41 protein-coding genes are annotated in these 26,161 nt (G+C 34.4%); 35 read left to right on the top strand and 6 right to left on the bottom strand.

What is annotated here, in order from left to right; translation table 11 throughout:
* Window positions 1–167: 167 nt before the first annotated feature.
* Complete coding sequence (locus LQ682_RS07425) at window positions 168–1,325, top strand: aminotransferase class I/II-fold pyridoxal phosphate-dependent enzyme (RefSeq protein WP_239705987.1); 1,158 nt, start codon at window positions 168–170, stop codon at window positions 1,323–1,325.
* A 51-nt stretch (window positions 1,326–1,376) separates the two neighbouring features.
* On the opposite strand, the gene mspA is transcribed toward LQ682_RS07425, so the two are convergent.
* Both mspA and LQ682_RS07415 read right to left on the bottom strand, forming a co-directional pair.
* Window positions 1,377–1,697 (bottom strand): membrane stabilizing protein MspA, encoded by a 321-nt coding sequence (gene mspA, locus LQ682_RS07420; protein WP_016998789.1) that lies wholly within the window; start codon window positions 1,695–1,697, stop codon window positions 1,377–1,379.
* A 15-nt stretch (window positions 1,698–1,712) separates the two neighbouring features.
* Window positions 1,713–1,880 (bottom strand): SE1832 family protein, encoded by a 168-nt coding sequence (locus LQ682_RS07415; protein WP_016998790.1) that lies wholly within the window; start codon window positions 1,878–1,880, stop codon window positions 1,713–1,715.
* Window positions 1,881–1,930: 50 nt separating this feature from the next.
* On the opposite strand from LQ682_RS07415, the gene ybaK reads away from it, so the two are divergent.
* Both ybaK and LQ682_RS07405 read left to right on the top strand, forming a co-directional pair.
* Complete coding sequence (gene ybaK, locus LQ682_RS07410; RefSeq protein WP_070044893.1) at window positions 1,931–2,413, top strand: Cys-tRNA(Pro) deacylase; 483 nt, start codon at window positions 1,931–1,933, stop codon at window positions 2,411–2,413.
* A gap of 103 nt (window positions 2,414–2,516) precedes the next feature.
* Window positions 2,517–3,428, top strand: coding sequence for an AEC family transporter (locus LQ682_RS07405; RefSeq protein ID WP_016998792.1), 912 nt, complete (start codon window positions 2,517–2,519; stop codon window positions 3,426–3,428).
* 87 nt (window positions 3,429–3,515) lie between these two features.
* On the opposite strand, the gene LQ682_RS07400 is transcribed toward LQ682_RS07405, so the two are convergent.
* From LQ682_RS07400 to LQ682_RS07390, 3 genes are all read right to left on the bottom strand, one after another.
* Window positions 3,516–4,301 carry a glucose 1-dehydrogenase gene (locus LQ682_RS07400; protein WP_016998793.1) on the bottom strand — a complete coding sequence of 262 codons (786 nt, stop codon included), beginning with the start codon at window positions 4,299–4,301 and terminating at the stop codon, window positions 3,516–3,518.
* 27 nt (window positions 4,302–4,328) lie between these two features.
* On the bottom strand, window positions 4,329–5,186 hold the full coding sequence (locus LQ682_RS07395; RefSeq protein WP_016998794.1) for a GRP family sugar transporter: 858 nt from the start codon (window positions 5,184–5,186) through the stop codon (window positions 4,329–4,331).
* 220 nt (window positions 5,187–5,406) lie between these two features.
* Window positions 5,407–6,273: a GNAT family N-acetyltransferase gene (locus LQ682_RS07390; protein ID WP_214269973.1), complete on the bottom strand. Its 867-nt coding sequence runs from the start codon at window positions 6,271–6,273 to the stop codon at window positions 5,407–5,409.
* A 143-nt stretch (window positions 6,274–6,416) separates the two neighbouring features.
* On the opposite strand from LQ682_RS07390, the gene LQ682_RS07385 reads away from it, so the two are divergent.
* Window positions 6,417–8,552 carry a DNA topoisomerase III gene (locus LQ682_RS07385; protein WP_239705988.1) on the top strand — a complete coding sequence of 712 codons (2,136 nt, stop codon included), beginning with the start codon at window positions 6,417–6,419 and terminating at the stop codon, window positions 8,550–8,552.
* A gap of 206 nt (window positions 8,553–8,758) precedes the next feature.
* Entirely contained in the window at window positions 8,759–10,093 is a 1,335-nt protein-coding gene (locus LQ682_RS07380; protein ID WP_016998797.1) for an NCS2 family permease, read from the top strand.
* A gap of 31 nt (window positions 10,094–10,124) precedes the next feature.
* Here the strand turns inward: LQ682_RS07380 and LQ682_RS07375 are convergent, their stop codons facing one another.
* A complete protein-coding gene (locus tag LQ682_RS07375) occupies window positions 10,125–10,493 on the bottom strand; it encodes a hypothetical protein (RefSeq protein ID WP_239705989.1) in 369 nt (122 codons plus the stop codon).
* A 314-nt stretch (window positions 10,494–10,807) separates the two neighbouring features.
* Between LQ682_RS07375 and rpsJ the strand changes: the two genes are divergently transcribed.
* From rpsJ to LQ682_RS07225, 30 genes are all read left to right on the top strand, one after another.
* On the top strand, window positions 10,808–11,116 hold the full coding sequence (gene rpsJ, locus LQ682_RS07370) for a 30S ribosomal protein S10 (protein WP_182094064.1): 309 nt from the start codon (window positions 10,808–10,810) through the stop codon (window positions 11,114–11,116).
* 32 nt (window positions 11,117–11,148) lie between these two features.
* Window positions 11,149–11,811, top strand: coding sequence for a 50S ribosomal protein L3 (rplC, locus tag LQ682_RS07365; RefSeq protein ID WP_239724066.1), 663 nt, complete (start codon window positions 11,149–11,151; stop codon window positions 11,809–11,811).
* A 29-nt stretch (window positions 11,812–11,840) separates the two neighbouring features.
* Window positions 11,841–12,464, top strand: a complete 624-nt coding sequence (gene rplD / locus LQ682_RS07360; protein WP_064204194.1) for a 50S ribosomal protein L4 — start codon at window positions 11,841–11,843, stop codon at window positions 12,462–12,464.
* The gene (gene rplW / locus LQ682_RS07355; protein WP_103268767.1) at window positions 12,464–12,742 is read left to right on the top strand and encodes a 50S ribosomal protein L23; all 279 of its coding nucleotides are present in this window, start codon (window positions 12,464–12,466) and stop codon (window positions 12,740–12,742) included. The genes rplD and rplW overlap by 1 nt, the downstream gene beginning before the upstream one ends.
* 32 nt (window positions 12,743–12,774) lie before the next feature.
* A complete protein-coding gene (gene rplB, locus LQ682_RS07350; RefSeq protein WP_016998803.1) occupies window positions 12,775–13,608 on the top strand; it encodes a 50S ribosomal protein L2 in 834 nt (277 codons plus the stop codon).
* Between the two features lie 63 nt (window positions 13,609–13,671).
* Entirely contained in the window at window positions 13,672–13,950 is a 279-nt protein-coding gene (gene rpsS, locus LQ682_RS07345) for a 30S ribosomal protein S19 (RefSeq protein WP_016998804.1), read from the top strand.
* A 25-nt stretch (window positions 13,951–13,975) separates the two neighbouring features.
* Window positions 13,976–14,341: a 50S ribosomal protein L22 gene (gene rplV, locus LQ682_RS07340; protein ID WP_016998805.1), complete on the top strand. Its 366-nt coding sequence runs from the start codon at window positions 13,976–13,978 to the stop codon at window positions 14,339–14,341.
* Window positions 14,342–14,369: 28 nt separating this feature from the next.
* Complete coding sequence (rpsC, locus tag LQ682_RS07335; RefSeq protein WP_016998806.1) at window positions 14,370–15,023, top strand: 30S ribosomal protein S3; 654 nt, start codon at window positions 14,370–14,372, stop codon at window positions 15,021–15,023.
* Between the two features lie 2 nt (window positions 15,024–15,025).
* The gene (rplP, locus tag LQ682_RS07330) at window positions 15,026–15,460 is read left to right on the top strand and encodes a 50S ribosomal protein L16 (protein ID WP_070044890.1); all 435 of its coding nucleotides are present in this window, start codon (window positions 15,026–15,028) and stop codon (window positions 15,458–15,460) included.
* Window positions 15,450–15,665, top strand: coding sequence for a 50S ribosomal protein L29 (gene rpmC, locus LQ682_RS07325; RefSeq protein ID WP_016998808.1), 216 nt, complete (start codon window positions 15,450–15,452; stop codon window positions 15,663–15,665). Before rplP ends, rpmC begins: the two co-directional genes overlap by 11 nt.
* Window positions 15,666–15,688: 23 nt before the next feature.
* Complete coding sequence (rpsQ, locus tag LQ682_RS07320) at window positions 15,689–15,952, top strand: 30S ribosomal protein S17 (RefSeq protein WP_016998809.1); 264 nt, start codon at window positions 15,689–15,691, stop codon at window positions 15,950–15,952.
* A 33-nt stretch (window positions 15,953–15,985) separates the two neighbouring features.
* Entirely contained in the window at window positions 15,986–16,354 is a 369-nt protein-coding gene (rplN, locus tag LQ682_RS07315) for a 50S ribosomal protein L14 (protein WP_016998810.1), read from the top strand.
* 43 nt (window positions 16,355–16,397) lie between these two features.
* Entirely contained in the window at window positions 16,398–16,718 is a 321-nt protein-coding gene (gene rplX, locus LQ682_RS07310; protein ID WP_064204193.1) for a 50S ribosomal protein L24, read from the top strand.
* A gap of 25 nt (window positions 16,719–16,743) precedes the next feature.
* Window positions 16,744–17,283, top strand: coding sequence for a 50S ribosomal protein L5 (rplE, locus tag LQ682_RS07305; protein ID WP_016998811.1), 540 nt, complete (start codon window positions 16,744–16,746; stop codon window positions 17,281–17,283).
* Between the two features lie 27 nt (window positions 17,284–17,310).
* Complete coding sequence (locus tag LQ682_RS07300; protein ID WP_016998812.1) at window positions 17,311–17,496, top strand: type Z 30S ribosomal protein S14; 186 nt, start codon at window positions 17,311–17,313, stop codon at window positions 17,494–17,496.
* Between the two features lie 30 nt (window positions 17,497–17,526).
* Entirely contained in the window at window positions 17,527–17,925 is a 399-nt protein-coding gene (gene rpsH, locus LQ682_RS07295; RefSeq protein ID WP_016998813.1) for a 30S ribosomal protein S8, read from the top strand.
* 29 nt (window positions 17,926–17,954) lie between these two features.
* A complete protein-coding gene (gene rplF / locus LQ682_RS07290) occupies window positions 17,955–18,491 on the top strand; it encodes a 50S ribosomal protein L6 (protein WP_016998814.1) in 537 nt (178 codons plus the stop codon).
* A 27-nt stretch (window positions 18,492–18,518) separates the two neighbouring features.
* The gene (gene rplR, locus LQ682_RS07285) at window positions 18,519–18,881 is read left to right on the top strand and encodes a 50S ribosomal protein L18 (RefSeq protein ID WP_016998815.1); all 363 of its coding nucleotides are present in this window, start codon (window positions 18,519–18,521) and stop codon (window positions 18,879–18,881) included.
* An 18-nt stretch (window positions 18,882–18,899) separates the two neighbouring features.
* Window positions 18,900–19,400 (top strand): 30S ribosomal protein S5, encoded by a 501-nt coding sequence (gene rpsE / locus LQ682_RS07280; RefSeq protein WP_016998816.1) that lies wholly within the window; start codon window positions 18,900–18,902, stop codon window positions 19,398–19,400.
* Window positions 19,401–19,416: 16 nt separating this feature from the next.
* On the top strand, window positions 19,417–19,596 hold the full coding sequence (rpmD, locus tag LQ682_RS07275) for a 50S ribosomal protein L30 (protein ID WP_016998817.1): 180 nt from the start codon (window positions 19,417–19,419) through the stop codon (window positions 19,594–19,596).
* 30 nt (window positions 19,597–19,626) lie between these two features.
* Window positions 19,627–20,067: a 50S ribosomal protein L15 gene (gene rplO / locus LQ682_RS07270; RefSeq protein ID WP_016998818.1), complete on the top strand. Its 441-nt coding sequence runs from the start codon at window positions 19,627–19,629 to the stop codon at window positions 20,065–20,067.
* The gene (secY, locus tag LQ682_RS07265; protein WP_016998819.1) at window positions 20,067–21,368 is read left to right on the top strand and encodes a preprotein translocase subunit SecY; all 1,302 of its coding nucleotides are present in this window, start codon (window positions 20,067–20,069) and stop codon (window positions 21,366–21,368) included. Before rplO ends, secY begins: the two co-directional genes overlap by 1 nt.
* A gap of 18 nt (window positions 21,369–21,386) precedes the next feature.
* On the top strand, window positions 21,387–22,037 hold the full coding sequence (locus LQ682_RS07260) for an adenylate kinase (protein WP_016998820.1): 651 nt from the start codon (window positions 21,387–21,389) through the stop codon (window positions 22,035–22,037).
* 306 nt (window positions 22,038–22,343) lie between these two features.
* On the top strand, window positions 22,344–22,562 hold the full coding sequence (infA, locus tag LQ682_RS07255) for a translation initiation factor IF-1 (protein WP_001118443.1): 219 nt from the start codon (window positions 22,344–22,346) through the stop codon (window positions 22,560–22,562).
* A 32-nt stretch (window positions 22,563–22,594) separates the two neighbouring features.
* Window positions 22,595–22,708, top strand: coding sequence for a 50S ribosomal protein L36 (gene rpmJ, locus LQ682_RS07250; RefSeq protein ID WP_003156543.1), 114 nt, complete (start codon window positions 22,595–22,597; stop codon window positions 22,706–22,708).
* 20 nt (window positions 22,709–22,728) lie between these two features.
* Window positions 22,729–23,094, top strand: coding sequence for a 30S ribosomal protein S13 (gene rpsM, locus LQ682_RS07245; protein WP_016998821.1), 366 nt, complete (start codon window positions 22,729–22,731; stop codon window positions 23,092–23,094).
* A 22-nt stretch (window positions 23,095–23,116) separates the two neighbouring features.
* Window positions 23,117–23,506, top strand: coding sequence for a 30S ribosomal protein S11 (rpsK, locus tag LQ682_RS07240; RefSeq protein ID WP_016998822.1), 390 nt, complete (start codon window positions 23,117–23,119; stop codon window positions 23,504–23,506).
* An 83-nt stretch (window positions 23,507–23,589) separates the two neighbouring features.
* Window positions 23,590–24,534: a DNA-directed RNA polymerase subunit alpha gene (locus LQ682_RS07235; protein ID WP_064204192.1), complete on the top strand. Its 945-nt coding sequence runs from the start codon at window positions 23,590–23,592 to the stop codon at window positions 24,532–24,534.
* 16 nt (window positions 24,535–24,550) lie between these two features.
* Window positions 24,551–24,916 carry a 50S ribosomal protein L17 gene (rplQ, locus tag LQ682_RS07230; protein ID WP_016998824.1) on the top strand — a complete coding sequence of 122 codons (366 nt, stop codon included), beginning with the start codon at window positions 24,551–24,553 and terminating at the stop codon, window positions 24,914–24,916.
* Window positions 24,917–25,353: 437 nt separating this feature from the next.
* Window positions 25,354–26,161, top strand: an 808-nt coding sequence (locus LQ682_RS07225; RefSeq protein WP_002405109.1) for an IS256-like element IS256 family transposase, incomplete at its 3' end; no start/stop codon positions are given.

Raw genomic sequence — 26,161 nt, 5'->3', positions numbered from 1 at the left:
CAGAGGTAATTCTTATTATTAAGAGTTTTCCTCTGATTTTTTAATTTTTAAATAAAATGATATAATTCTTAGTAAATTAATCAGCTAAAGCTTGTGTGATATATATACTCTGATAGAATATATTCATATAGTATTTATTCGAATTTATTTGATAAGGAGTCGTTATAATGGGAACATCTCGATTATTGTCTCAAATACCTGATAGTTATTTTGGTAAGACGATGGGGCGCAAAGTTGAACACGGACCGTTACCACTTGTTAACATGGCAGTAGGTATTCCAGATGGGGAAACTCCTAAAGTGATTGTTAACGAATTTATTAATGCGATTCAAAAACCGGAAAATCAAAAATATGGAGCTTTTCATGGGAAGTCGACATTTAAACAAGCAATAGTAGATTTTTATAAGAGGCATTATGATGTTGAGTTAGATCCAGAAGATGAAGTGTGTATATTATACGGTACTAAAAATGGTTTAGTCTCATTACCAACTTGCGTAGTAGAACCTGATGAAAATGTCCTATTACCCGATCCAGGATATACAGACTATTTAGCTGGTGTTTTATTAGCGAGAGCCAATCCTTATCCGCTTGAGTTAAAGCCTGAACATCATTACTTACCTAAATGGGATGAAGTAAATCAAGACGTTTTAAAAAATACAACATTAATTTATTTAACTTATCCAAACAATCCCACTGGTTCAGTAGCAACGACTTCATTCTTTGATGAAACAATTCAAAGATTTAAAGATACGTCCACTCAAATTGTGCATGATTTTGCTTACAGTGCTTTTGGATTTGATGAAAAGAATCCGAGCATTTTGCAATCTAAAGATGCTAAAGAAACTGCAATTGAAATATATTCACTATCTAAAGGTTATAATATGTCTGGTTATAGAGTAGGTTTTGCAGTGGGTAATAAAGAGATGATAGCAGCGCTAAAAAAATATCAAACTCACACACATGCTGGTATGTTTGGTGCATTACAAGATGCAAGCACATTGGCATTAAATGAATGTGATGACTTTTTAAATGAACAAAACGAAATATTTAAAGAAAGAAGAACAAAGTTTGAAGCTGCTTTAAATGAAGTGAATATACCATTTGAGCCGATGAAAGGTGGTATATTTTTATGGTTAAAAGTTCCACCGAAGTTTGATGGTGAATCTTTTGTAGAATATTTACTTAAAGAACAATCGATTTTAGTAGCACCTGGCATTCCATTTGGAGAAAATGGTAAATATCATGTAAGAATATCATTAGCCTTGGATGATGAACAATTATATGAAGGTGCGAAAAGATTACAAAGCTTAGCGGATTTATATTAATAAAAAAGAGTCCAGAACAATTATTTATGGCCCGGACTCTTTCGACATTAATTAAAAAATAATAAATATTAAAATAACATAAATAATGAGAATGAAAATTGTCATTAAATTAAGTAATTGAATACCTTTTTTATCTTTCACACGATATTTAAATGCTGTAATTTCTATATTTAAAACTAAGCATAGCAATACAGCTAGTAACCACCAGTATTGAAGCGGAAAAGTAAATATCATACTTCCTAAAAAGACTAATAACATAAGTCCCATGATAAAACGTAAAGCTTGAGTTAACATCGTATGAAGTTGATATATACTTAAATAGCTTATGATAAGATAAATAAGTGTGAATAATAAAAGAATTAAAATTAACATGGTTGCTTCCTTTCGTTAATCTTGATTTAATTGAGCACGTACTTTACTAATTTCATCCTCAATTTGTTCGAGTTGCTTTTCTAACATTTGAGTTGCTTGACCTGTAGATTCTCGCTTTTCTAAATCATTTTGAATACGAATATAATCATATTTAAGTTCAGACAATTGTTGGTTTAAATCCATAATTGAAACACTCCTTTATATTATTGAATGAATTAAAGTTGGTGACAAAGATGAAAAAATTAAAAACGAATGCTATGCGTATACTTGATCAACACAATATATTTTATCATATCCACGAATTTAAAATAGGGAAAGAACATATTGAAGGGGATCAAGTTGCAAAACTTATACAAAAACCAGTAGAGCAAGTGTATAAAACATTAGTTCTAATGAATGATAAAAATGAGCATTATATTTTTGTAATACCAGTATTTGAACATTTAGATATTAAGAAAGCAAGTAAGTCTGTTGGACAGAAAAAGCTTGAATTACTACCACTTGATCAACTTACAAAAGTAACAGGGTATGTAAGAGGTGGTTGTTCTCCAATTGGTATGAAAAAATCTTTCAAAACAATTATTGATGACAGTGCTCAGTCTTTATCAAGTTTTATTATAAGTGCTGGTAAGAGAGGTTATCAAGTTGAAATAGACCCAAATGACTTAGCAAGTATAATTGATATTGAGTTTCATGATATATTAAAACATAACTAAATTAATTTTAGTATAATTAAAAAGAATTTCAAACAAAAAGTGTGCATAAAAATTAAACAATGTTAACATATAAAAATGTGAGTTTTACGAGAGAAGTGATAAAATGACTGAAAATTTCATAATGATAATCTTATTGATTACATTAGGGTACATACTTAAAAAGTTGAAATTCTTTAAAGCTTCAGATGGTAATGTATTAGCTACACTAGTACTAAACGTAACTTTACCATCATTAGTTATCGTCAATTTGAACGGTTCAGACTTGGACTTATCTTTAGGTTGGCTACCTATATTAATGATTTTATACGGTGTTTTAGCTAAATTACTTATTATATGGTTATTCAAGAAAAAATATAACAATCAAATAAGAGGTACAGTAGGGATGATGGCCGCTTCTGTTAATATCGGCTTATTTGCTTATCCGTTGGTGGCACAAATATGGCCTAAAACAGGGTTATTATATTTTGGTATGCTAGATATCGGTACGGCGATTATTATGTTTGGAGTAACTTATTTTGTAGGCAGTTACTTTAATGATGGTGGAGACCAATTTGATTTCAAACAAATGGGCGTAAAATTATTAAAAACTGTGCCTCTAATGACTTATATTATTATGTTCATTTTAAACATATTAAACATACAAATACCAGGAAAAGCGATAAACTTCTTTGAAATTATATCCAACGCTAATATGCCATTGTCTATGATATTATTAGGCTTATTTCTTAACTTCAAAATTGAAAAGGCATATTTACCAATCGTTGTTAAATATTTATTATTCCATTATGGGTTCGGTCTATTAATGGGACTACTTGTCCATTTCTTCTTACCAGTTTCTGATCCAATGATTAAAACAACATTATTAATTGGCTGGTTGTTGCCGATAGGTGTATCAGTGCTTTCATACGCTATTACTTTCAAATATAAAACGTTGCCTATTGTCGGTATGGCCACTAATCTAAGTATTATTATTTCAATTGTGATTTTATATATGTATCAGTTATTATTTGTATAGAAAAAGCGTATGAGACATAAATAATTCAAGAAAAAAATGCTCCTAATTCGTTAATTAAAAATCTAACGAGTTAGGAGCATTTATATATTAACCTTTACCACCCATAAATGCTGGGTAGTTAGTCATTCCGCCATCTACATAAATAGTTGTACCGTGTACATAGCTTGCTTGTTCAGATGCTAAGAATGCATTAATGTTGGCTACTTGATATGCTTCACCAATTTCATTTAATGGTATCATTTCTAATGTTTCATCTCTTGTAGTAGGATCCGAGAATTTTTCACGTGTATGTTCTGTAACAATAGCACCTGGTGAAACGTTATTAATTCTAATACCGTATTTACCGTATTCCATTGACATTGTTTCCATCATTAATTTTAAACCGCCTTTACTAGCAGCGTAGTTAACGTAGTTTGGCCATGGAATTTTATCATGAACACTTGCTGTGTTAATAATTTGTCCTTTAATATCATGTTCTAAATAATATTTGACCGCTTCTCTACTACCTAAGAAAGCACCAGTTAAGTTGATATCTATTACTTTAGACCATTCTTCTGTACTCATTTCGTGTGTTGGTATAGGCTTTTCAAAACCAGCATTATTAATCATAACGTCTATTCGGCCAAATTCTTCGTGAGCTTTTTGTATTAAGTTTTTAATATCTTCTTCTTTAGATACATCACCTTGAACAGCAATTGCTTTGCTGCCTGAATCTTGAATAGTTTTTACAACTTCTTCCGCTTCTTCTGAATTGTTAAGATAGTTAATAACGACATTAGCGCCTTCTTTTCCAAAACGTTCTGAAGTTGCTTTACCTATACCGCTATTACCTCCTGTAATGATAACGACTTTATCTTTTAAATCATTATACATATTAAACACTCCTTCTCTTTAATTTAATTATCCTTTAGCAAAACCTATAATAAATGCTGCGATAATTATGAGAACTATACCAATCCAAATGAAAGTCATTTGGCGTTTTGTTTTTTGTTCGCCTAATAAGAATATACCCCCTAAAGTGGAGACGATAACTAACATTTGTGAGAATGAGAAACTTGTTCCAACCCCAACTTTTGGTTGAGAGATAAATAGGAACATGTTACCTAATGCCCATACTATACCTGGTAATAAATTAAAAGTTGTATATTTAACGGATGGCTTATGTTTAAATGATAAAATCACACCACCGATAACCATACCTATAGATTGAGGGAATAAAGCATCCCATCCTTCTACGCCAAATACTTGGCCGATTACAACGTAAACTACATAACCAACAGTTGAAATAAGTAAAATCGGTATTGCTTGGCCGAATTTTTTAGAATTACCACTGCTAGTTGAACCTTTCTTCTGCACAGAAGTAAAAATAACACCGATGATTAAAAGAACTAATCCTGTTAATCCAAGTGCAACTTGTGTGCCAGTATCCCATTCACCTAAGAATGCGGCACTAAATAATGTTGTACCCAATAGTTGTAAACCTGTAGATATTGGCATTGTTAAAGAAACACCAATTAAATCAACACTCCGCAATTGGAATCCTTGTCCTAAAGCCCAGAAGGCACCGGAAATCATCCCTATAATAATAGTACGGAATGTAAATTCTACATCTCCAAAAATGAAGAGTAATATACCTATAATAAATGCACCGATAGTCGTACCTAAAATTTGATTATAAGGTCCGCCACCGACTTTCACATTAATTAATACAACGCTCCCCCAGAACAATGCTGGTAACAGAGCTATAAGATAATCCATATGGACAACTCGCTTTCTATAATTGAATTCATCTTCCATTTTACCCATTATTAAATATGCAAAACAATTAATAAACTTAATAAATCGCTTACAATGTTAAATTACAATAAAAAGTCTGGAACATAGATTATGTTCCAGACTTTTTTTATATTGGCAGTACCTGACTAGGATTGAAAATACGCTTATATCAAGCTTTTTTCAAACTTAGTCATCCCGCTTCCTAAGAGAGGCGAACGTACTTGAAATGATGCACTTCGTTTGTAATTTTAAATCCAACTTTCTCATATAGAAGCTGTATTTGTTCGTGGTTTTTACTGTCAACATGAATGCGTACTGTTTCAACTTCATTATGATTGAAAGCTTGAGTTGTAGCATAATGAATCATTTGAAAAGCGATGCCTTGTTTTCTGTAATCTCTATGTGAAGCAAGATAAGGAATAGTTGCCAAGTGTTTTGGTATATCTATTGAAAGATAAATGTATCCTTTTACGAGACCTTCCGCCATAAATAAATATAAAGCGTGGTCATCATCTAAAGAATCTATTATATCTTCAGAAGTAACTTCACTATCTATGAAACTTTTAGAATGAAGTTTATCGAACGAATAAAAATATGGTTTACTGTAATGAATCATTTGATGTTGTTCCTCTATTTCGTGAGGGGGCTGGTGTATTTCAAGTGTATATTGTGTTTCAACATAGCCTGCTCGCAATGCTTTCAACTTACTATTGTTGAGTATGTGGTTTTTATGTAAAGATATGTGACAATATTTAACTTCTGGATGATTATTTAAAAGCATATCCCAAGCTTCTTTTAATGATTGTAAAGTTTTTTCAGAAGTGTCATTTACGATAGGGCCCCATACATTTACAGTTTCTTTATCTACTTTTTCGAAACCTAGAATCCCGGTTATTTCTTCATTATTGTAAAGATAGAAAAAAGATTGTTCATCAAATTTGTTATTTAAAGATGACTTAATACTATCAATACATTCTGGAATATATTGTACATGATTTTCATCTTGAATGTTTTTCTCTTGTATATACTGGGCGACAGGATCGATTTGCTTAAGTGGAAGTATTTGCATGAAAGTCACTCCTTTAATGGACATCGATTATTTATAATCTATTATACGATTAATTGTCTTGTTATAAAAGTTTTTGATAACTTTAGATGGATAATCATCCGTGTTATACTAATAAGAATGAAAAAAGAATGGGTGAAATAATTATGAAAGCATTAATTCTTGCTGAAAAACCATCTGTTGGTCGTGACATTGCTAAAGCAATGGGCGTGAATGATCAAAAGAAAGGTTATTTCGAGAACAAACAATATATTGTGACATGGGCGTTAGGTCATTTAGTTACGAATGCAACACCAGAGGAATATGATAAGAAATTTAAAGAATGGAAATTAAGTGAACTTCCTATTATCCCTGATTATATGAAACATGTTGTTATTAAAAAGACGCGCAGTCAGTTTAATACTGTACAACATTTAATGAAACGTGATGACGTTCAATCAATAATCATTGCAACTGACGCGGGGCGAGAAGGTGAGTTAGTAGCAAGATTGATTATCGAAAAAGCTAAAATAAAGAAACCAATAAAAAGATTATGGATTAGCTCAGTTACTGAAAAGGCAATTAGAGAAGGATTCAAGAATTTAAAACCTGGTAAAGCATATGACAATTTATATAAAGCAGCATTATGTAGAAGTGAAGCGGACTGGATTGTTGGAATAAACGCAACACGAGCACTAACTACTAAATACGATGCACAATTATCTTGTGGTAGAGTGCAAACACCAACATTGAATCTTGTTAAGATGAGACAAGACGAAATACAGTCATTTAAACCTGAAAGATATTATCAGATGAACGTTGAAGTGGACGGTTATAAATTCAAATGGCTTACACAAAATAGTGACCGAATTTTTGATAAAGAAAAAATCGAAAGCTTGAAAAATAAATTACAAAATAAAAAAGGCGAAATTAAAAAAGTTAATAAAAAGAAGAAAACTAAATACCCTCAAAAATTATACGATTTAACTAGCCTTCAACAAACAGCTTACCAACGCTATAAGATGAGCGCTAAGGAAACGTTAAATACTATGCAAACTTTATACGAACAACATAAAGTTTTAACTTATCCAAGAACAGACTCAAACTATTTAACAAGTGATATGGTTTCATCATTAAAAGATAGGGTGTCTACTTTAACTGCTACACCATTAAAATCATATGCTGTACCGTTAATTAAAAAAGAAATACGCGCAGGGAAACATTTTGTTGATAATACAAAAGTATCGGATCATCACGCAATTGTTCCAACAGAAGTTAGAGCAAATATGGATCAATTATCACCGAGAGAACAAAAAATATATATGCTAGTTGCTGAACGATTTTTAGAAGTATTACTTCCAACATATCAATATGAAGAAACAACTGTTGATTTAACTGTAGAAGGTGAGAATTTTAAATTGGTTCAAGAAGTAGCAATTGATTTAGGTTTTAAAGCAATTCATCAAGAAGAAGCGGTTGTTAAAGCATTACCATTTAAGGAACACGAACAAGTGATCATCCAAAAAGTAAATGTCATTGGAAAAGACACAGAGCCACCAGCTTATTTTAATGAAGGAACATTATTAAAAGCTATGGAATCACCACAATTATTCTTTAACTTGAATGATAAGAAAATGTCTAAAACATTAAATGAAACTGGTGGAATAGGTACTGTAGCTACACGAGCAGATATTATCGAAAAGTTATATAGTTCTAATGTTATAGAAGCTGTGCAAGGTAAAATTAAAATAACACCTAAAGGCAAACAATTATTAAACTTAGCACCTGAGCAACTAACATCTCCGGCATTAACTGCTGAATGGGAAATGAAACTTACACAAATTGAAAAAGGTCAGTATCAGAAAGAAGCTTTTATGAAAGAGATGAGAAGTTTTACGAAAGAGATTATTTCTGATATAAAAAATAGCGATGACAAATTTAAGCATGATAATTTAACGGCTACAGAATGTCCTACGTGCGGGAAATTCATGTTAAAAGTTAAAACGAAAAATGGCCAAATGTTAGTTTGCCAGGACCCTACTTGTAAAACGAAGAAAAATCAACAAAGAGTTACAAATGCTAGATGTCCAAACTGTAAGAAGAAACTTACGTTATATGGTACAGGGAAAACGGCAGTGTATCGTTGTGTATGTGGACATACTGAATCGCAAGAACACATGGATAAAAGACTTAAAAATAAAAAGACAGGTAAAATCAGTAAAAAAGAAATGAACAAATATATGAAAAATGAAGAAGTTGAAAATAATCCATTTAAAGATGCCTTAAAAGATTTAAAATTATAAAATTAAACATCAACAATGTTACGTACGAAATGTCATTGTTGATGTTTTTTATTTATATATAATGAAGGAATTATGATTCAAATTGCTTTGTAGTTACAAATACGAACATAATGTGAATGTTTTTAATCAATGTTCGTAAAAGTATTGATTTTTAAACATTACAGTAATACAATGTACAGTGTTGAAATTAATAAAGGAGTCTTGAAATGAAACGATACTTTAAATTTGATGAGCTAGGCACAAGTTATAAGCGAGAAATACTAGGTGGGCTAACAACATTTCTATCAATGGCATACATATTAGCAGTTAACCCTTCAATGTTAAGTTTAGCTAGTGTTGAAAATATACCTGATTCTATGAGAATGGATCAAGGTGCAGTATTCGTAGCGACAGCATTAGCAGCGTTAGTTGGTTGTTTATTCATGGGAATTATAGCTAAATACCCAATTGGTTTAGCACCAGGTATGGGATTAAATGCATTTTTTGCGTTTACAGTAGTATTAACTATGGGTATTCCATGGCAAACAGGATTAACGGGCGTACTATTTTCAGGTGTGATATTTGCTTTTCTAACAATGAGTGGGTTAAGGGAAGTTATCATTAATGCTATACCGTTTGAACTTAAGATGGCAGTTTCAGCAGGTATAGGTTTATTTATAACATTTGTAGGTTTACAAGGAGCAGGTATTGTTCAAAAAGAAGATTCTACTTTAGTAACTTTAGGTACAATGCACAATCCAGAAGTATTATTAGCAGTATTCGGGATTATCATCACTATTATATTGATGGCGAAAAAAATTCCAGGATCTATTTTTATTGGTATGGTATTAACGGCAGTTGGTGGATTAGTAACAGGCTTAATCGACATGCCAAGTAGCGTGGTAGGTAAAGTACCAAGTGTCGCACCAACATTCGGTGCAGCATTTGAAGCTTTTGGAGATTTATCCACTATATTTAATGTGCAATTCTTAATCGTTGTATTAACTTTCTTATTTATTGATTTCTTTGATACAGCAGGTACATTAGTTGCAGTAGCAAACCAAGCAGGTTTAATGAAAGATAATAAATTACCTAGAGCTGGAAAAGCACTATTCTCAGATTCATTAGCTACTATAGTAGGGGCTATTTTCGGTACATCTACAACTACAAGCTATATCGAATCAAGCGCAGGTGTTGCTGTAGGTGCAAGAACAGGTTTTGCAAGCGTAGTAACCGGTCTTTGTTTCTTAGCCGCGTTATTATTCTCTCCATTAATGTCAGTTGTTACAAGTGCTGTAACAGCACCGGCATTAGTTATTGTTGGTGTGTTAATGGTAAGCAACCTAGGTAAAATTGATTGGCAGAAATTCGAAATAGCAGTACCGGCATTTTTAACTATGATTATGATGCCATTAACTTATTCAATTGCGACAGGTATAGCATGCGGATTTATTTTCTATCCTATTACTATGATAGTTGCAAAGAGACACAAAGAAATACATCCTATAATGTATGGTTTATTCTTTGTATTCGTAGCATATTTCATGTTTGTTCATTCATAAAAAAAGTCACGTGCATAAGCGCGTGACTTTTTTAATCTTTATAAGTAGTTTTGAACGATTTAGATGGAATGTACACAGGGGCTATTATAATTGTAAATAAGAAAATAACCATTAATACGACCATTAATATGTGTAATAACCATCCAACAACGGGAATGATAGAAATAAAACTCGCAATTAATCCTATTAAAGGTATGACAAAAATAGCTTTGACAGAATTTTGATTATCTATTAACAATATCAATGTAGATATGAAATATAAAGAACCATTAAATACAAGGGCATTATAACCAGTTGAAAGAACAATGCTCCCACCTATAAAAGGAATAGCTAATAAAAGTTCAGAAATTACTAATATAATAGAAAGAACAAGTAATATTGACTTGATTCCTCTTTTCATGTTTTCACCACCTGTTAAAAATACTTTTTACATTATAACATTTAGATTACAAATTATCTATTTTAAATTATCTATTGAAAAGGTAAAAGAATTCCGTTATAATACATGGGTATGTGCTAGATAAAAATTAGAGAAATATATGATTATCTATTGATTAATGGATTCAAATCATGTATCATATCTAATGTTGGACTTTAAGAAGCGATGAAGCGAGAGGTTACTGACACACCCGGCCGCTTTGCCATGGCGGTGTGTAAGAGAGTTTTCGTGGAGAAGTCTATCACTATAAAGTAGACGAACAAGGAGGGAAAATTATGGCAAAACAAAAAATTCGTATCCGTTTAAAAGCGTATGATCACCGCATGATCGATCAATCAGCAGAGAAAATTGTTGAAACTGCTAAACGTTCAGGAGCTCAAGTGTCTGGTCCGATTCCGTTACCAACTGAAAAATCAGTTTATACAGTAATCCGTGCCGTTCACAAAGACAAAGATTCACGTGAGCAATTCGAACAACGTACGCATAAACGTTTAATCGACATTCTTAACCCTACACCTAAAACAGTTGATGCTCTTATGGGCTTAAACTTACCATCTGGTGTAGACATCGAAATCAAATTATAATTCATTCAAAATAACAGGAGGTGCGACTTTCGATGACCAAAGGAATCTTAGGAAGAAAAATTGGAATGACTCAAGTATTCGCAGGAAATGGTGAATTAATACCAGTAACTGTAGTAGAAGCTAGTCAAAACGTTGTATTACAAAAGAAAACTGAAGAAGTAGATGGCTATAACGCTCTACAAATCGGTTTTGAAGACAAACAAGCATATAAAAAAGATCGTAAATCTAATAAATATGCTACTAAAGCTGCTGAAGGACATGCTAAAAAAGCTGGTTCAGCACCTAAGCGCTTCACTCGTGAATTCAGAAACATAGATGTTTCAGCATACGAGGTAGGTCAAGAAGTCACTGTAGATACATTCCAAGCAGGAGACATTATTGATGCAACAGGCGTTTCTAAAGGTAAAGGTTTCCAAGGCTCAATTAAACGCCATAACTTCGCACGTGGACCAATGAGTCACGGTTCTCATTTCCACAGAAGCCCTGGTTCAATGGGTATGGCTTCAGATGCTTCTAAAGTATTCAAAGGTAAAGGATTACCTGGCCGTATGGGAGCAAACACAGTAACTATGCAAAACTTAGAAATCGTTAAAGTAGATGCAGAGAACAATGTAGTCCTTGTAAAAGGAAATGTTCCAGGTCCTAAAAAAGGCTTAGTAAAACTTACAACTTCAATCAAAAAAGGTAATAAATAATTATTTAGGTGAAAGGAGGAAACAACATTATGGCTAATTTTGATGTATTAAAAGTAGATGGTTCTAAATCAGGATCTATCGAATTAAATGATAGTGTATTTGGTATCGAACCAAACCAACACGTATTATTTGAAGCAGTTAACTTACAACGCGCTTCATTACGCCAAGGTACTCATGCAGTTAAAAATCGTTCAGCAGTTCGTGGTGGTGGACGTAAACCTTGGAAACAAAAAGGTACAGGACGTGCTCGTCAAGGTACAATTCGTGCGCCACAATGGCGTGGTGGTGGTATCGTATTCGGACCAACACCAAGAAGCTATTCTTACAAAATGCCTAAGAAAATGCGTCGTTTAGCATTACGTTCTGCATTATCTGCAAAAGCAAATGATAACGAATTAGCAGTATTAGAAGCATTCAATTTTGATGCTCCTAAAACTAAAGAATTAAAAAATGTAATGAGCAATTTAGAACTTTCTAAAAAAGTATTATTCATCGTTGATGCTTTAGATAACAATGTTGAATTATCAGCTCGTAACATTCCAAGTGTAAAAGTTATTGACGCTCAAAGTTTAAACGTCTTAGATATTTTAGACGCTAACAAAGTCGTAATAACAAAAGCAGCTGTGGATAAAGTAGAGGAGGTGCTCGGATAATGGAAGCAAGAGATGTTATTAAGCGCCCCGTAATCACAGAGAAATCTTCATCAGATATGGGATTAGACAAATACACATTTGATGTAGATACTCGTGCAAATAAGACACAAGTTAAAATCGCAATCGAAGAAATTTTCGACGTTAAAGTAGACTCAGTTAACATCATGAACATTAAAGCGAAAGCTAAACGTGTTGGTCGTTACAATGGTTTCACTAACAAACGTCGTAAAGCAATCGTAACTCTAAAAGACGGTTCATCAATCGACTTTTTCAACTAATAAACAATTACCATTAAGGAGGTAAAACGACAATGGCTCTTAAAAAGTATAAGCCAATTACAAATGGTCGTCGTAATATGACTTCTTCAGATTTCGCTGAAATCACATCAACGACTCCTGAAAAATCATTATTACAACCGCTTCCGAGAAAAGCGGGACGTAACAACCAAGGTAAATTGACAGTTCGTCACAGAGGTGGCGGTCATAAACGTCAATACCGTGTAATTGATTTCAAACGTAACAAAGATGGAATTCCAGCTAAAGTAACAACAGTTGAATATGATCCAAACCGTTCTGCTAATATTGCATTAGTAGTATACGCAGATGGTGAGAAAAGATATATCCTTGCTCCTAAAGGTTTAAAAGTAGGACAAGAAATTTTCAATGGTCCAGAAGCAGATATCAAATTAGGTAACGCATTAGCATTACAAGATATCCCAGTTGGTACTACAATTCACAATATCGAATTAAAACCAGGTAAAGGTGGACAATTAGTTCGTTCTGCTGGTACAAGTGCTCAAGTACTTGGTAAAGAAGGTAAATACGTACTAGTTCGTCTTAAATCAGGTGAGGTTCGTATGATTTTATCTACTTGCCGTGCTACAATCGGACAAGTTGGTAACATTGCTCACGAATTAATCACAGTTGGTAAAGCCGGCCGTACTAGATGGATGGGTAAACGTCCTACAGTTCGTGGTTCTGTAATGAACCCTAACGATCACCCACACGGTGGTGGTGAAGGTCGTACACCAATCGGTCTTGATTCACCAATGTCTCCATGGGGCAAACCAACACTTGGTAAGAAAACTCGTAAGAAAAGCCAACGTTCATCTAAATTTATCGTTCGTGGTCGTAAGAAAAAATAATAATACCTTATTTACGTGTGCGGCTTAAATGCCGCGCGCAATAATAAGAAGGGAGGCGCCATAATGGCTCGTAGTCTTAAAAAAGGACCTTTCGTTGATGATCATTTAATGAAAAAAGTTGAAGCTCAAAACGAAGGTGAAAAAAAATCAGTTATTAAAACATGGTCTCGTCGTTCAACAGTATTCCCTAATTTTATAGGACATACAATTGCAGTATATGATGGTCGTAAACACGTACCAGTTTTCATTACTGAAGACATGGTTGGTCATAAATTAGGAGAGTTTGCTCCTACACGTACTTATAAAGGGCACGCTGCAGACGACAGAAAGACTAAACGCTAATTTCTAAAAAGAGGAGGAAGTCACAATGGAAGCAAAAGCGGTTGCTAGAACAATAAGAATCGCACCTCGTAAAGTGAGATTAGTTTTAGATCTTATTAGAGGTAAAGAAGTGGCAGAAGCAATTGCCATCTTAAAATTAACGAATAAAGCAACATCACCTGTTGTTGAAAAATTATTAATGTCAGCATTAGCAAATGCAGAACATAACTATGATTTAAATCCTGATACTTTAGTAGTAAGAGAAGCTTACGCTAATGAAGGACCTACATTAAAACGTTTCCGTCCACGTGCACAAGGTCGTGCAAGTGCGATTAACAAACGTACTAGCCACATTACAATCGTAGTTGGCGAAAAAGAAGTTAAAGAAGCTAAAGAAGTTAAAGAAGCATAATTAACCAAATCATTAAGGAGGGAATATAGTGGGTCAAAAAATTAATCCAATCGGACTTCGTGTCGGTGTAATTCGTGACTGGGAAGCAAAGTGGTATGCAGATAAAGACTTCGCAACACTTTTACATGAAGACTTAAAAGTTCGTAAATATATCGCAGAAGCATTAAAAGAAGCTTCAGTTTCAAGTGTTGAAATTGAACGTGCAGCAAACCGCATCAATATTGCAATCCACACTGGTAAGCCAGGAATGGTTATTGGTAAAGGCGGTTCAGAAATAGAAAAATTACGTAATAAATTAAACGCATTGACTAACAAAAAAGTACACATCAACGTTATCGAAATCAAAAAAGTTGATTTAGATGCTACATTAGTTGCGGGTAACATTGCTCGTCAATTAGAAAATCGTGTATCTTTCCGTCGTGCTCAAAAACAAGCAATCCAACGTGCAATGAAATTGGGTGCTAAAGGTATCAAAACACAAGTATCTGGTCGTCTAGGTGGCGCGGATATCGCTCGTGTAGAACAATATTCAGAAGGAACTGTTCCACTTCATACACTACGTGCAGACATTGATTTCGCACATGAAGAAGCCGACACTACGTACGGTAAACTAGGTGTTAAAGTATGGATCTACCGTGGAGAAGTTCTTCCTACAAAGAAGTCTAGTGAAGGAGGAAAATAATAATGTTATTACCAAAACGTGTTAAATTCCGTCGTCAACATCGTCCTAAAACAACTGGTCGTTCAAAAGGCGGAAATGAAGTAACATTTGGTGAGTATGGCTTACAAGCTCAATCAGCAGCTTGGATTACATCTCGTCAAATTGAATCAGCTCGTATCGCAATGACACGTTATATGAAACGTGGCGGAAAAGTATGGATCAAAATATTCCCACATACACCTTACACTAAAAAACCTTTAGAAGTACGTATGGGTTCTGGTAAAGGTGCAGTTGAAGGTTGGGTAGCAGTAGTTAAACCAGGACGTATCTTGTTCGAAGTTGCAGGTGTTCAAGAAGAAGTAGCACGTGAAGCATTACGTCTTGCTGCACACAAACTTCCAGTTAAATCTAAGTTTGTAAAACGTGAAGAATTGGGTGGTGACACAAATGAAAGCTAAGGATATCAGAAATTTAACCACTACTGAAATTGAAAAAGAAATTAAAGAAGCTAAAGAACAATTATTCAACTTACGCTTTCAGTTAGCAACTGGTCAACTTGAAGAGACTGCTAACATTCGAAAAGTTAAAAAAACGATTGCACGTTTGAAAACAATCGTTCGTGAAAGAGAAATCGAAGAAGAGAAAGCAGCAGATAATAAATAATCAAGTAAAGGAGGTTCATTACTGTGAGCGAAAGAAATGACCGCAAAGTTTACGTTGGTAAAGTAGTTTCAGATAAAATGGATAAAACTATTACAGTAGTTGTAGAAACTTACAAAACTCATAAATTATATGGTAAACGAATCAAATATTCAAAAAAATATAAAACTCATGATGAAAATAATTCAGCAAAAATGGGCGATATCGTTAAGATTGCAGAAACACGTCCTTTATCATCAACTAAGCGTTTCCGTCTAGTTGAAATCGTTGAAGAATCAGTAATTATTTAATAGAAGTATAAAGATAAGGGAGGTCAAACAAAGATGATCCAACAAGAAACACGTTTAAAAGTGGCAGACAACTCTGGTGCTCGTGAAGTATTAACAATCAAAGTTTTAGGCGGAACTGGTCGTAAAACAGCAAACATTGGTGACGTTATCGTTGTTACTGTTAAAAATGCTACACCAGGCGGCGTTGTTAAAAAAGGTGAAGTCGTTAAAGCTGTTGTTGTTCGTACTAAAACAGGTGTACGCCGTGAAGATGGTTCATACATCAAATTTGACGAAAATGCATGTGTAATCATTCGTGATGACAAAGGTCCACGTGGTACACGTATATTCGGTCCTGTAGCGCGTGAATTACGTGAAGGTAACTTCATGAAGATAGTTTCTCTAGCGCCAGAGGTACTTTAATCTATAATGATAAAAAACAAAATTCCTAAGGAGGTGCCTACACATGCACGTACGTAAAGGTGACAACGTAATCGTTATCTCAGGTAAAGATAAAGGTAAAACTGGTAAAGTTTTAGAAGCATTACCTAAGAAAGAACGCGTAGTTGTAGAAGGTGTGAACGTTATTAAAAAACACCAGAAACCAACTCAGTTCAATCCAGAAGGTGGTATCTTAGAAACAGAAGGTACTATCCATGTATCAAACGTTCAATTACTAGATCCTAAGACAAACGAACCAACTCGTGTTGGATTCAAAGTAGTAGATGGTAAAAAAGTTCGTATCGCTAAAAAATCAGGCGAAGAAATTAAATCATCAAAAGAATAATTATTAAGTGAAAGGAGGATCCACTTTGACACGTTTAAAAGAAAAGTTTAATAATGAAATTTCATCTGAATTAGTTAAGAAATTTAACTACAGCTCAGTAATGGAAGTACCAAAAATCGAAAAAATCGTAGTAAATATGGGTATCGGTGATGCGGTTCAAAACTCTAAAGTTTTAGATTCAGCTGTTGAAGAATTGCAATCAATCACTGGTCAAAAACCTGTAGTAACTAAAGCAAAAAAATCAATTGCGACTTTCCGTCTTCGTGAAGGTATGCCAATCGGTGCAAAAGTAACATTACGTGGAGAAAGAATGTATGAATTCTTTGATAAATTAATCTCAGTTTCATTACCACGTGTACGTGACTTCCGCGGTATCTCTAAAAAAGCATTTGACGGTCGCGGTAACTACACATTAGGTGTTAAAGAACAATTAATTTTCCCTGAAATCGACTATGATAAAGTAAGTAAAGTACGCGGAATGGATATCGTTATCGTAACAACTGCTAACACTGACGAGGAAGCTCGTGAATTGTTAACACAATTCGGTATGCCATTTCAAAAGTAATCTCTAATTATAAAGGAGGCTAATTAAGTGGCTAAAAAATCAATGATCGCTAAACAACAACGTAAACAAAAATTCGGAGTTCGTGAATATACGCGTTGTGAACGTTGTGGACGTCCACATTCAGTATACCGTAAATTCAAACTTTGTCGTATTTGTTTCCGTGAACTAGCGTACAAGGGCCAAATCCCTGGCGTACGTAAAGCTAGTTGGTAAAACTCAAAAGAATGAAAGGAGGATACACAAATGACAATGTCAGATCCAATTGCAGATATGTTAACTCGCGTACGTAACGCAAACATGGTACGTCACGAAAAATTAGAGTTACCTGCATCAAACATTAAAAAAGAAATCGCTGAAATCCTTAAAAACGAAGGATTTGTAAAAAGCGTAGAATATATCGAAGATGATAAGCAAGGTGTTATCCGTATGTTCCTAAAATATGGTCAAAACAACGAGCGTGTTATCACAGGTTTAAAACGTATTTCTAAACCAGGTTTACGTGTTTATGCTAAAGCTGACGAGATTCCAAGAGTTCTTAACGGTTTAGGTATTGCACTTGTCTCTACATCTGAAGGTGTTGTAACTGATAAAGTTGCTAGACAACGTGGAATCGGTGGAGAAGTATTAGCTTATATCTGGTAATTATAAAATTATAAGGAGGTGCCCACATAATGAGCCGTGTTGGAAAGAAAATTATTGAGATTCCTTCAGACGTAACTGTTGCTATCGAAGGTAACACGATTACAGTAAAAGGATCTAAAGGTGAATTAACTAGTACTTTTAATGAAGAAATGACATATAAACAAGAGGAGAACACTTTAGAAGTTGTTCGTCCATCTGACTCTATAGAACACAAAACAGTACATGGCACAACTCGTGCATTGATCGCTAACATGATCGAAGGTGTATCTAAAGGTTTTGAGAAAAACTTAGAACTTATCGGTGTAGGTTACCGTGCTCAAATGCAAGGTAATAACATCATCCTTAACGTAGGATATTCTCACCCAGTTGAAATTACTGCTGAAGATGGTATCACATTATCAGTAGATAAAAACACTAAAATTAAAGTAGAAGGTATTTCTAAGGAACGTGTTGGTGCTGTTGCATCTTACATCCGTTCAATCCGTCCACCAGAACCTTATAAAGGTAAAGGTATTCGTTACGAAGGCGAATATGTTCGTCAAAAAGAAGGTAAAACTGGTAAGTAATCACTAAGATAAGAAAGGAGCACTAACATGATCGCTAAAATCGACAAAAATAAAGTTCGTTTGAAAAGACATGCTCGCGTGCGTTCTAAATTAGCTGGAACAAGCGAAAAACCACGTTTAAATGTTTATCGTTCAAACAAACATATTTATGCTCAAGTTATTGATGACGTAAACGGTGTTACAATCGCTCAATCATCAAGTTTAGATAAAGACTTAAATATAGAGCAATCAGGTAATGTAGAAGCTGCAGCTAAAGTTGGCGAAAGCGTTGCAAAACGTGCGTCAGAAAAAGGCGTTGAAGCTGTAGTATTTGACCGTGGAGGATATTTATATCACGGACGTATTCAAGCATTAGCTGATGCAGCTCGCGAAAACGGACTTCAATTTTAATTTAAAGGAGGGACACTCATGCGTCGTAAAGAACAAGAAGTTAAAGAATTTGAAGAGCGCGTAGTTACGATTAACCGTGTAGCTAAAGTAGTTAAAGGTGGTCGTCGTTTCCGTTTCACAGCTTTAGTAGTTGTTGGAGACAAAAATGGTCGCGTAGGTTTCGGTACAGGTAAAGCACAAGAAGTACCTGAAGCTATTAAAAAAGCAGTAGAAGCTGCTAAAAAAGATTTAGTAACAGTTCCACGTGTTGAAGGAACGACTCCTCACCAAGTTATTGGACGTTTTGGTGCAGGTAATGTTTTAATTAAACCAGCAGCACCTGGTACAGGTGTTATTGCAGGTGGACCAGTTCGTGCGGTATTAGAACTTGCTGGTATCACTGATATCTTAAGTAAATCATTAGGTTCAAACACACCAATCAATATGGTTCGTGCTACAATTGAAGGACTTAAAGAACTTAAAAATGCCGAACAAGTAGCTAGTCTACGCGGTAAATCAGTAGAAGAATTATTAAATTAAGGAGGGAAAAAACACTATGGCTAAATTAGAAATTACCCTCACTCGTAGCATTATAGGTCGCCCTGAAACTCAACGTAAGACAGTTCAAGCGTTAGGACTAAAAAAGACAAACTCAACTGTTATAGTTGAAGACAATCCTGCGATTCGTGGGCAAATCGAGAAAATTAATCACTTAATCAAAGTTACTGAACAATAATAATAATCAAAGTATTAAGGAGGTGCCAAAATGAAATTACATGAATTGAAACCAGTTGAAGGTGCTCGTAAAGAGCGTAACCGTGTTGGTCGTGGTATGGCAACAGGTAACGGTAAAACAAGTGGACGTGGACATAAAGGTCAAAAAGCACGTTCAGGTGGCGGTACTCGTTTAGGTTTCGAGGGTGGTCAATTACCATTATTCCGTCGTTTACCAAAACGTGGATTCTCTAACATCAACCGTAAAGATTATGCAATTGTTAATTTAGACCAATTAAATCGTTTCGAAGATGGAACTGAAATCACACCTGCATTATTAGTTGAATCAGGTGTAGTGAAATCTGAGAAATCAGGTATCAAAGTATTAGGAAACGGTTCATTAGAAAAGAAATTAACAATACAAGCTCATAAATTCTCAGCTTCAGCAATTGAAGCAATCGAAGGTAAGGGCGGAACGCATGAGGTGATCTAATGTTTGAAACGATCGTTAGTTTTTTGAAGACTAAAGACATTCGTAACAAGATATTATTCACACTAGCAATGCTCGTTATATTCAAAGTTGGGACTTATATTCCAGCTCCTGGCGTTAATCCAGATGCTTTTAATCAAAATAAAGGTTCGCAAGGTATTACCGATTTGTTTAATACATTCGGTGGAGGTGCCTTGCAGAACTTCTCAATTTTAGCTATGGGTATTATGCCTTATATTACTGCTTCAATTGTAATGCAATTATTACAAATGGATGTTGTGCCTAAATTCACTGAGTGGGCTAAACAAGGTGAGGTAGGACGTAAAAAGATTAATCAATTTACGCGTTATTTCACAATCGTTTTAGCTTTCGTTCAAGGTTTAGGTATGTCATATTCATTTAATAATATGCTTGGCGGTAATTTAATTCAAAATACTTCAGTTTTAAATTATGTTTTAATTGCACTCGTATTAACAGCTGGAACAGCTTTCTTAATGTGGTTAGGTGAGCAGATAACACAATTCGGTGTAGGTAATGGTATTTCAATTATTATCTTTGCCGGTATATTATCTTCATTACCAAACTCATTAATACAATTTTACCAACAAAGCTTTGTTGGTGCAGATGATACTACAATGGCTTGGTTAAAAGCGATTGGTTTATTTGTTGGTATGGTTTTACTTACAGTTGGTGCAGTATATGTACTACAAGCTATTCGTAAAATTCCAATTCAATATGCTAAACGTCAACAACAAGGTTCAGGTGCAGGATTATCTGCAAAAGCAACATATTTACCTTTAAAAGTTAATGCAGCTGGTGTTATACCTGTAATTTTTGCAATGGCATTTTTCATGTTGCCAAAAACCTTAACATTGTTCTTCCCAGAACAAGATTGGGCGCAAACAGTTACTAGATATGCAGATCCATCTCATAATATTGGAATGATAGTCTATGTTATTTTAATTATAGCTTTCGCCTACTTTTATGCATTTGTTCAAGTTAATCCTGAAAAAATGGCAGAAAACTTACAAAAACAAGGTAGTTATGTACCGGGTATTAGACCTGGCGAACAAACTAAAAAATATATCACTAGAGTGCTCTATCGTTTAACATTTGTTGGTTCAATTTTCTTAGCTGTAATTTCTATAATTCCAATTTTAGCTATTAAGTTAATGAACTTACCACAAGCTATACAAGTTGGTGGTACAAGCTTACTAATCGTTATCGGTGTTGCTATTGAAACAATGAAAACTTTAGAAGCTCAACTTAATCAACGAGAGTATAGAGGCTTTAGAAGACGATAAACAAGTAGGAGGGCATTTATGAACATCATTTTAATGGGTTTACCTGGTGCAGGTAAAGGAACTCAAGCGAGTGAAATTGTTAAGAAATACCCTATTCCCCATATCTCAACTGGTGATATGTTCCGTAAAGCGATTAAAGAAGAGACTGACCTTGGTAAACAAGCGAAATCTTATATGGATCGTGGGGAACTTGTTCCAGATGAAGTGACTATAGGTATCGTTAGAGAAAGACTTGCTGAAGAAGATGCGAAAAAAGGATTCTTACTAGATGGTTTTCCTCGTACAGTAGAACAAGCTGATGCATTAAATGATATATTAAGTAGCTTAGGTCGTGAAGTTGATGCAGTAATTAACATCCAAGTGCCTGAAGAAGAACTTATGAATCGTTTAACTGGCAGACGTATTTGTGAAGTGTGTGGAACAACTTATCATTTAGTATTTAATCCACCAAAAGTTGAAGGCATCTGTGATCTTGATGGCGGTAAACTATACCAACGTGAAGATGATAATCCTGAGACAGTAGCAAATCGTTTAAGTGTTAATGTTAAACAAACAAAACCACTTTTAGATTTCTATGAAAATCAAGGTGTTTTGAAAAACATCGATGGTTCTCGTGAAATTGAAAATGTTACTGAAGATGTTATTCAAATTCTTGAAACATTAAAGTAATGACGCTTTCACCCCGAATTCGCCTAGCTTTAGGTGGTTCTTGAACGCGTGTTAGCGTTCAATTTTAAGGATCAAGACAGTATTTAGGTTTTTGAAATACAATCGGAGTGATTACTAAAAGCGATAAGTATTTGAAGTGTTGTCGAATGCAAATCTTAAGTATTAAAATCATCCCAATTTTATAAACCTGTGCTTATTCTATGTGATTTAATCACCTAAAGTATGTCTCGTATTTTGGACCAGGTTTTAAAACATGAAATACAATTAGTATTTCACGATAATGAATAGAAAAAGGGGGAAATGATCATGGCTAAACAAGATGTAATCGAATTAGAAGGTACTGTATTAGATACTTTACCAAACGCTATGTTTAAAGTAGAATTAGAAAATGGACATGAAATTTTGGCACACGTGAGTGGTAAAATTCGAATGAATTATATTAGAATTCTACCTGGCGACAAAGTAACAGTTGAAATGTCTCCGTATGACCTAACACGCGGAAGAATCACTTATCGTTATAAATAATCGTCACTCCAAATACAAGGAGGTATACAAAGATGAAAGTAAGACCATCAGTAAAACCAATTTGCGAAAAATGTAAAGTTATTCGTCGTAAAGGTAAAGTAATGGTGATTTGTGAAAATCCAAAACACAAACAAAAACAAGGCTAATAAAAGAGAGGTGTAAATAAATGGCTCGTATTGCAGGTATTGACGTACCACGTGAGAAACGCATAGTAATTTCGTTAACTTACGTATATGGTATCGGTAAAACAACAGCACAACAAATTCTTAAAGAAGCAAACGTATCTGAAGACACACGTGTTCGTGATTTAACAGATGACGAATTAGGTCGTATCCGTGAAGTTGTAGATAACTACAAAGTTGAAGGTGACCTTCGTCGTGAAACAAACTTAAACATTAAACGTTTAATGGAAATAGCTTCATATCGTGGTATCCGCCATCGTCGTGGTTTACCAGTTCGTGGTCAAAAAACTAAGAACAATGCGCGTACGCGTAAAGGACCAGTTAAAACAGTAGCGAACAAGAAAAAATAATAAGTAAAGGAGGCACATATAAATGGCACGTAAACAAGTATCTCGTAAACGTAGAGTGAAAAAGAATATCGAAAGTGGTGTTGCTCACATTCGCTCAACATTCAACAATACAATCGTAACGATCACTGATGATTTCGGTAATGCATTATCATGGTCTTCAGCTGGTGCGTTAGGATTCAAAGGTTCAAAAAAATCAACTCCATTCGCAGCACAAATGGCTTCAGAAACAGCTTCAAAAACTGCTATGGAACATGGTTTAAAAACTGTAGAAGTAACAGTTAAAGGTCCTGGCCCAGGTCGTGAATCAGCGATCCGTGCGTTACAATCAGCTGGATTAGAAATTACAGCTATTAGAGACGTTACACCAGTACCTCATAACGGATGTCGTCCACCAAAACGTCGTCGTGTATAATTTTTGTTAGTTCATAAGTTCAAAAGTCACTGGATAGAAATTAATAAAATTTAATCGACGTTTATAAGGAGGATATATTTATAATGATTGAAATCGAAAAACCTAGAATTGAAACAATAGAAGTTAGTGATGATTCTACATTCGGTAAGTTCGTTGTTGAACCGCTAGAACGTGGTTATGGTACAACACTAGGCAACTCCTTACGTCGTATCCTATTATCTTCATTACCAGGTGCGGCAGTTAAAAATATCGAAATTGAAGGTGTTCTTCACGAATTCTCAGCAGTCGAAAATGTAGTTGAAGACGTTACGACTATCATTATGAACATCAAGAAATTAGCACTTAAAATTTATTCTGAAGAAGATAAAACACTTGAAATCGATATTAAAGATGAAGGTGAAGTTACTGCGAAAGATATTATGCATGATAGTGATGTTGAAATCTTAAACCCAGAGTTAAAGATTGCAACTGTATCTAAAGGTGGTCACCTTAAAATACGTCTAATTGCTAATACTGGTCGCGGATACGCTTTAGCGGAAAAAAATAACACAAGTGATTTGCCAATTGGTGTCATTCCAATCGACTCACTTTATTCTCCAGTAAATCGTGTTAATTACACTGTTGAAAATACACGTGTAGGGCAAAGTAGTGATTATGATAAATTAACTTTAGATGTTTGGACAGATGGTTCTTTATCTCCTCAAGAAGCAGTTTCTTTAGGCGCTAAAATCATGACTGAACACTTAAACATTTTTGTTAATTTAACAGATGAAGCACAAAATGCTGAAATTATGATTGAAAAAGAAGAAGATCAAAAAGAGAAAGTACTAGAAATGTCTATAGAAGAATTAGACCTATCAGTGCGTTCATACAACTGTTTAAAACGTGCAGGAATTAACTCTGTACAAGAATTAGCAGATAAATCTGAGGCAGATATGATGAAAGTGAGAAACTTAGGTCGTAAGTCTCTAGAAGAAGTTAAATATAAATTAGAAGATCTTGGTCTTGGTTTAAGAAAAGAAGACTAATAAAGGAGGTTAATTCATGGGTTACAGAAAATTAGGTCGTACTTCGGATCAACGTAAAGCAATGTTACGTGACTTAGCTACTCAACTTATCGTTTCTGAGCGCATCGAGACTACAGAAGCTCGTGCTAAAGAACTACGTAAAGTTGTCGATAACTTAATTACTTTAGGTAAAAAAGGTGATCTAGCTTCACGTCGTAGAGCTGCTCAAACATTACGTGATGTTAAAATCCTAGAAGATGACAAAACAATTACTGTTTTACAAAAATTATTCAATGATGTTGCGCCTCGTTACGAAGAGCGTCAAGGTGGATACACTCGTATTATGAAAGTGGGACCACGTCGCGGTGACGGAGCAGAGTCAGTAATTATTGAATTAGTATAATTTATTCTTTATTGGAGTGACGCAAGTCACTTCAATCATTCTTTATAAATACAGTTTATTTCACACACACACAAAGCAAATGAGTGCAATGATAATGTTTACCACACATAGATATTGTCTAGCTCAGAGTACTCCATCACATTTGAATGACTTATCGCGTGAACTCGTCTATGGTGGAGTGCGCGCTTTTTTATTTTAAATCCGTTTATACGGATTTTTTTTATGGAAAAAATTAAAAGATAATCAAACATTAATTTTTATATTTGAACTTAAGTAATTAAAAGTATTTTAAAGCAATATATGATTACTTTTCTTTCGTGATGCTGTAAAATAGAGGATAAAGTCCGTATAATTGTGTAAAAGTAAAAAGGCCATATAACAGTCCTTTTACGGTACAATGTTTTTAACGACAAAAACATACCCAGGAGGACTTTTACATGACCCAAGTACATTTTACACTGAAAAGCGAAGAGATTCAAAGCATTATTGAATATTCTGTAAAGGATGACGTTTCTAAAAATATTTTAACAACGGTATTTAATCAACTAATGGAAAATCAACGAACAGAATATATTCAAGCAAAAGAATATGAACGAACAGAAAACCGACAAAGTCAACGAAATGGCTATTATGAGCGCAGCTTTACGACACGTGTAGGCACGCTAGAATTAAAAGTACCCAGAACACGTGATGGCCATTTTTCACCCACAGTGTTTGAACGTTATCAACGAAACGAAAAAGCCCTCATGGCTTCAATGTTGGAAATGTATGTATCAGGCGTTTCAACTCGTAAAGTATCAAAAATTGTGGAAGAACTTTGTGGTAAATCCGTCTCTAAGTCCTTCGTTTCTAGCTTAACAGAACAGCTAGAACCTATGGTTAACGAGTGGCAGAATCGTTTATTATCAGAAAAAAATTATCCTTACTTAATGACCGATGTACTCTATATAAAAGTACGAGAAGAAAATCGAGTACTCTCAAAAAGCTGTCATATAGCGATTGGAATAACCAAAGATGGCGACCGTGAAATTATCGGCTTCATGATTCAAAGTGGCGAAAGCGAAGAGACCTGGACAACATTTTTTGAATACCTAAAAGAACGCGGTTTACAAGGTACGGAACTCGTTATTTCTGATGCGCACAAAGGATTAGTCTCTGCCATTAGAAAATCCTTCACCAACGTAAGTTGGCAAAGATGCCAAGTTCACTTCCTAAGAAATATCTTTACCACCATTCCTAAAAAAA

This window comes from Mammaliicoccus sp. A-M4, assembly GCF_022386955.1.
Taxonomy (GTDB): domain Bacteria; phylum Bacillota; class Bacilli; order Staphylococcales; family Staphylococcaceae; genus Mammaliicoccus; species Mammaliicoccus lentus.
The sequence above is the reverse complement of the archived record's forward strand: the minus strand, read 5'-3'. Positions and strand labels throughout refer to the sequence as shown.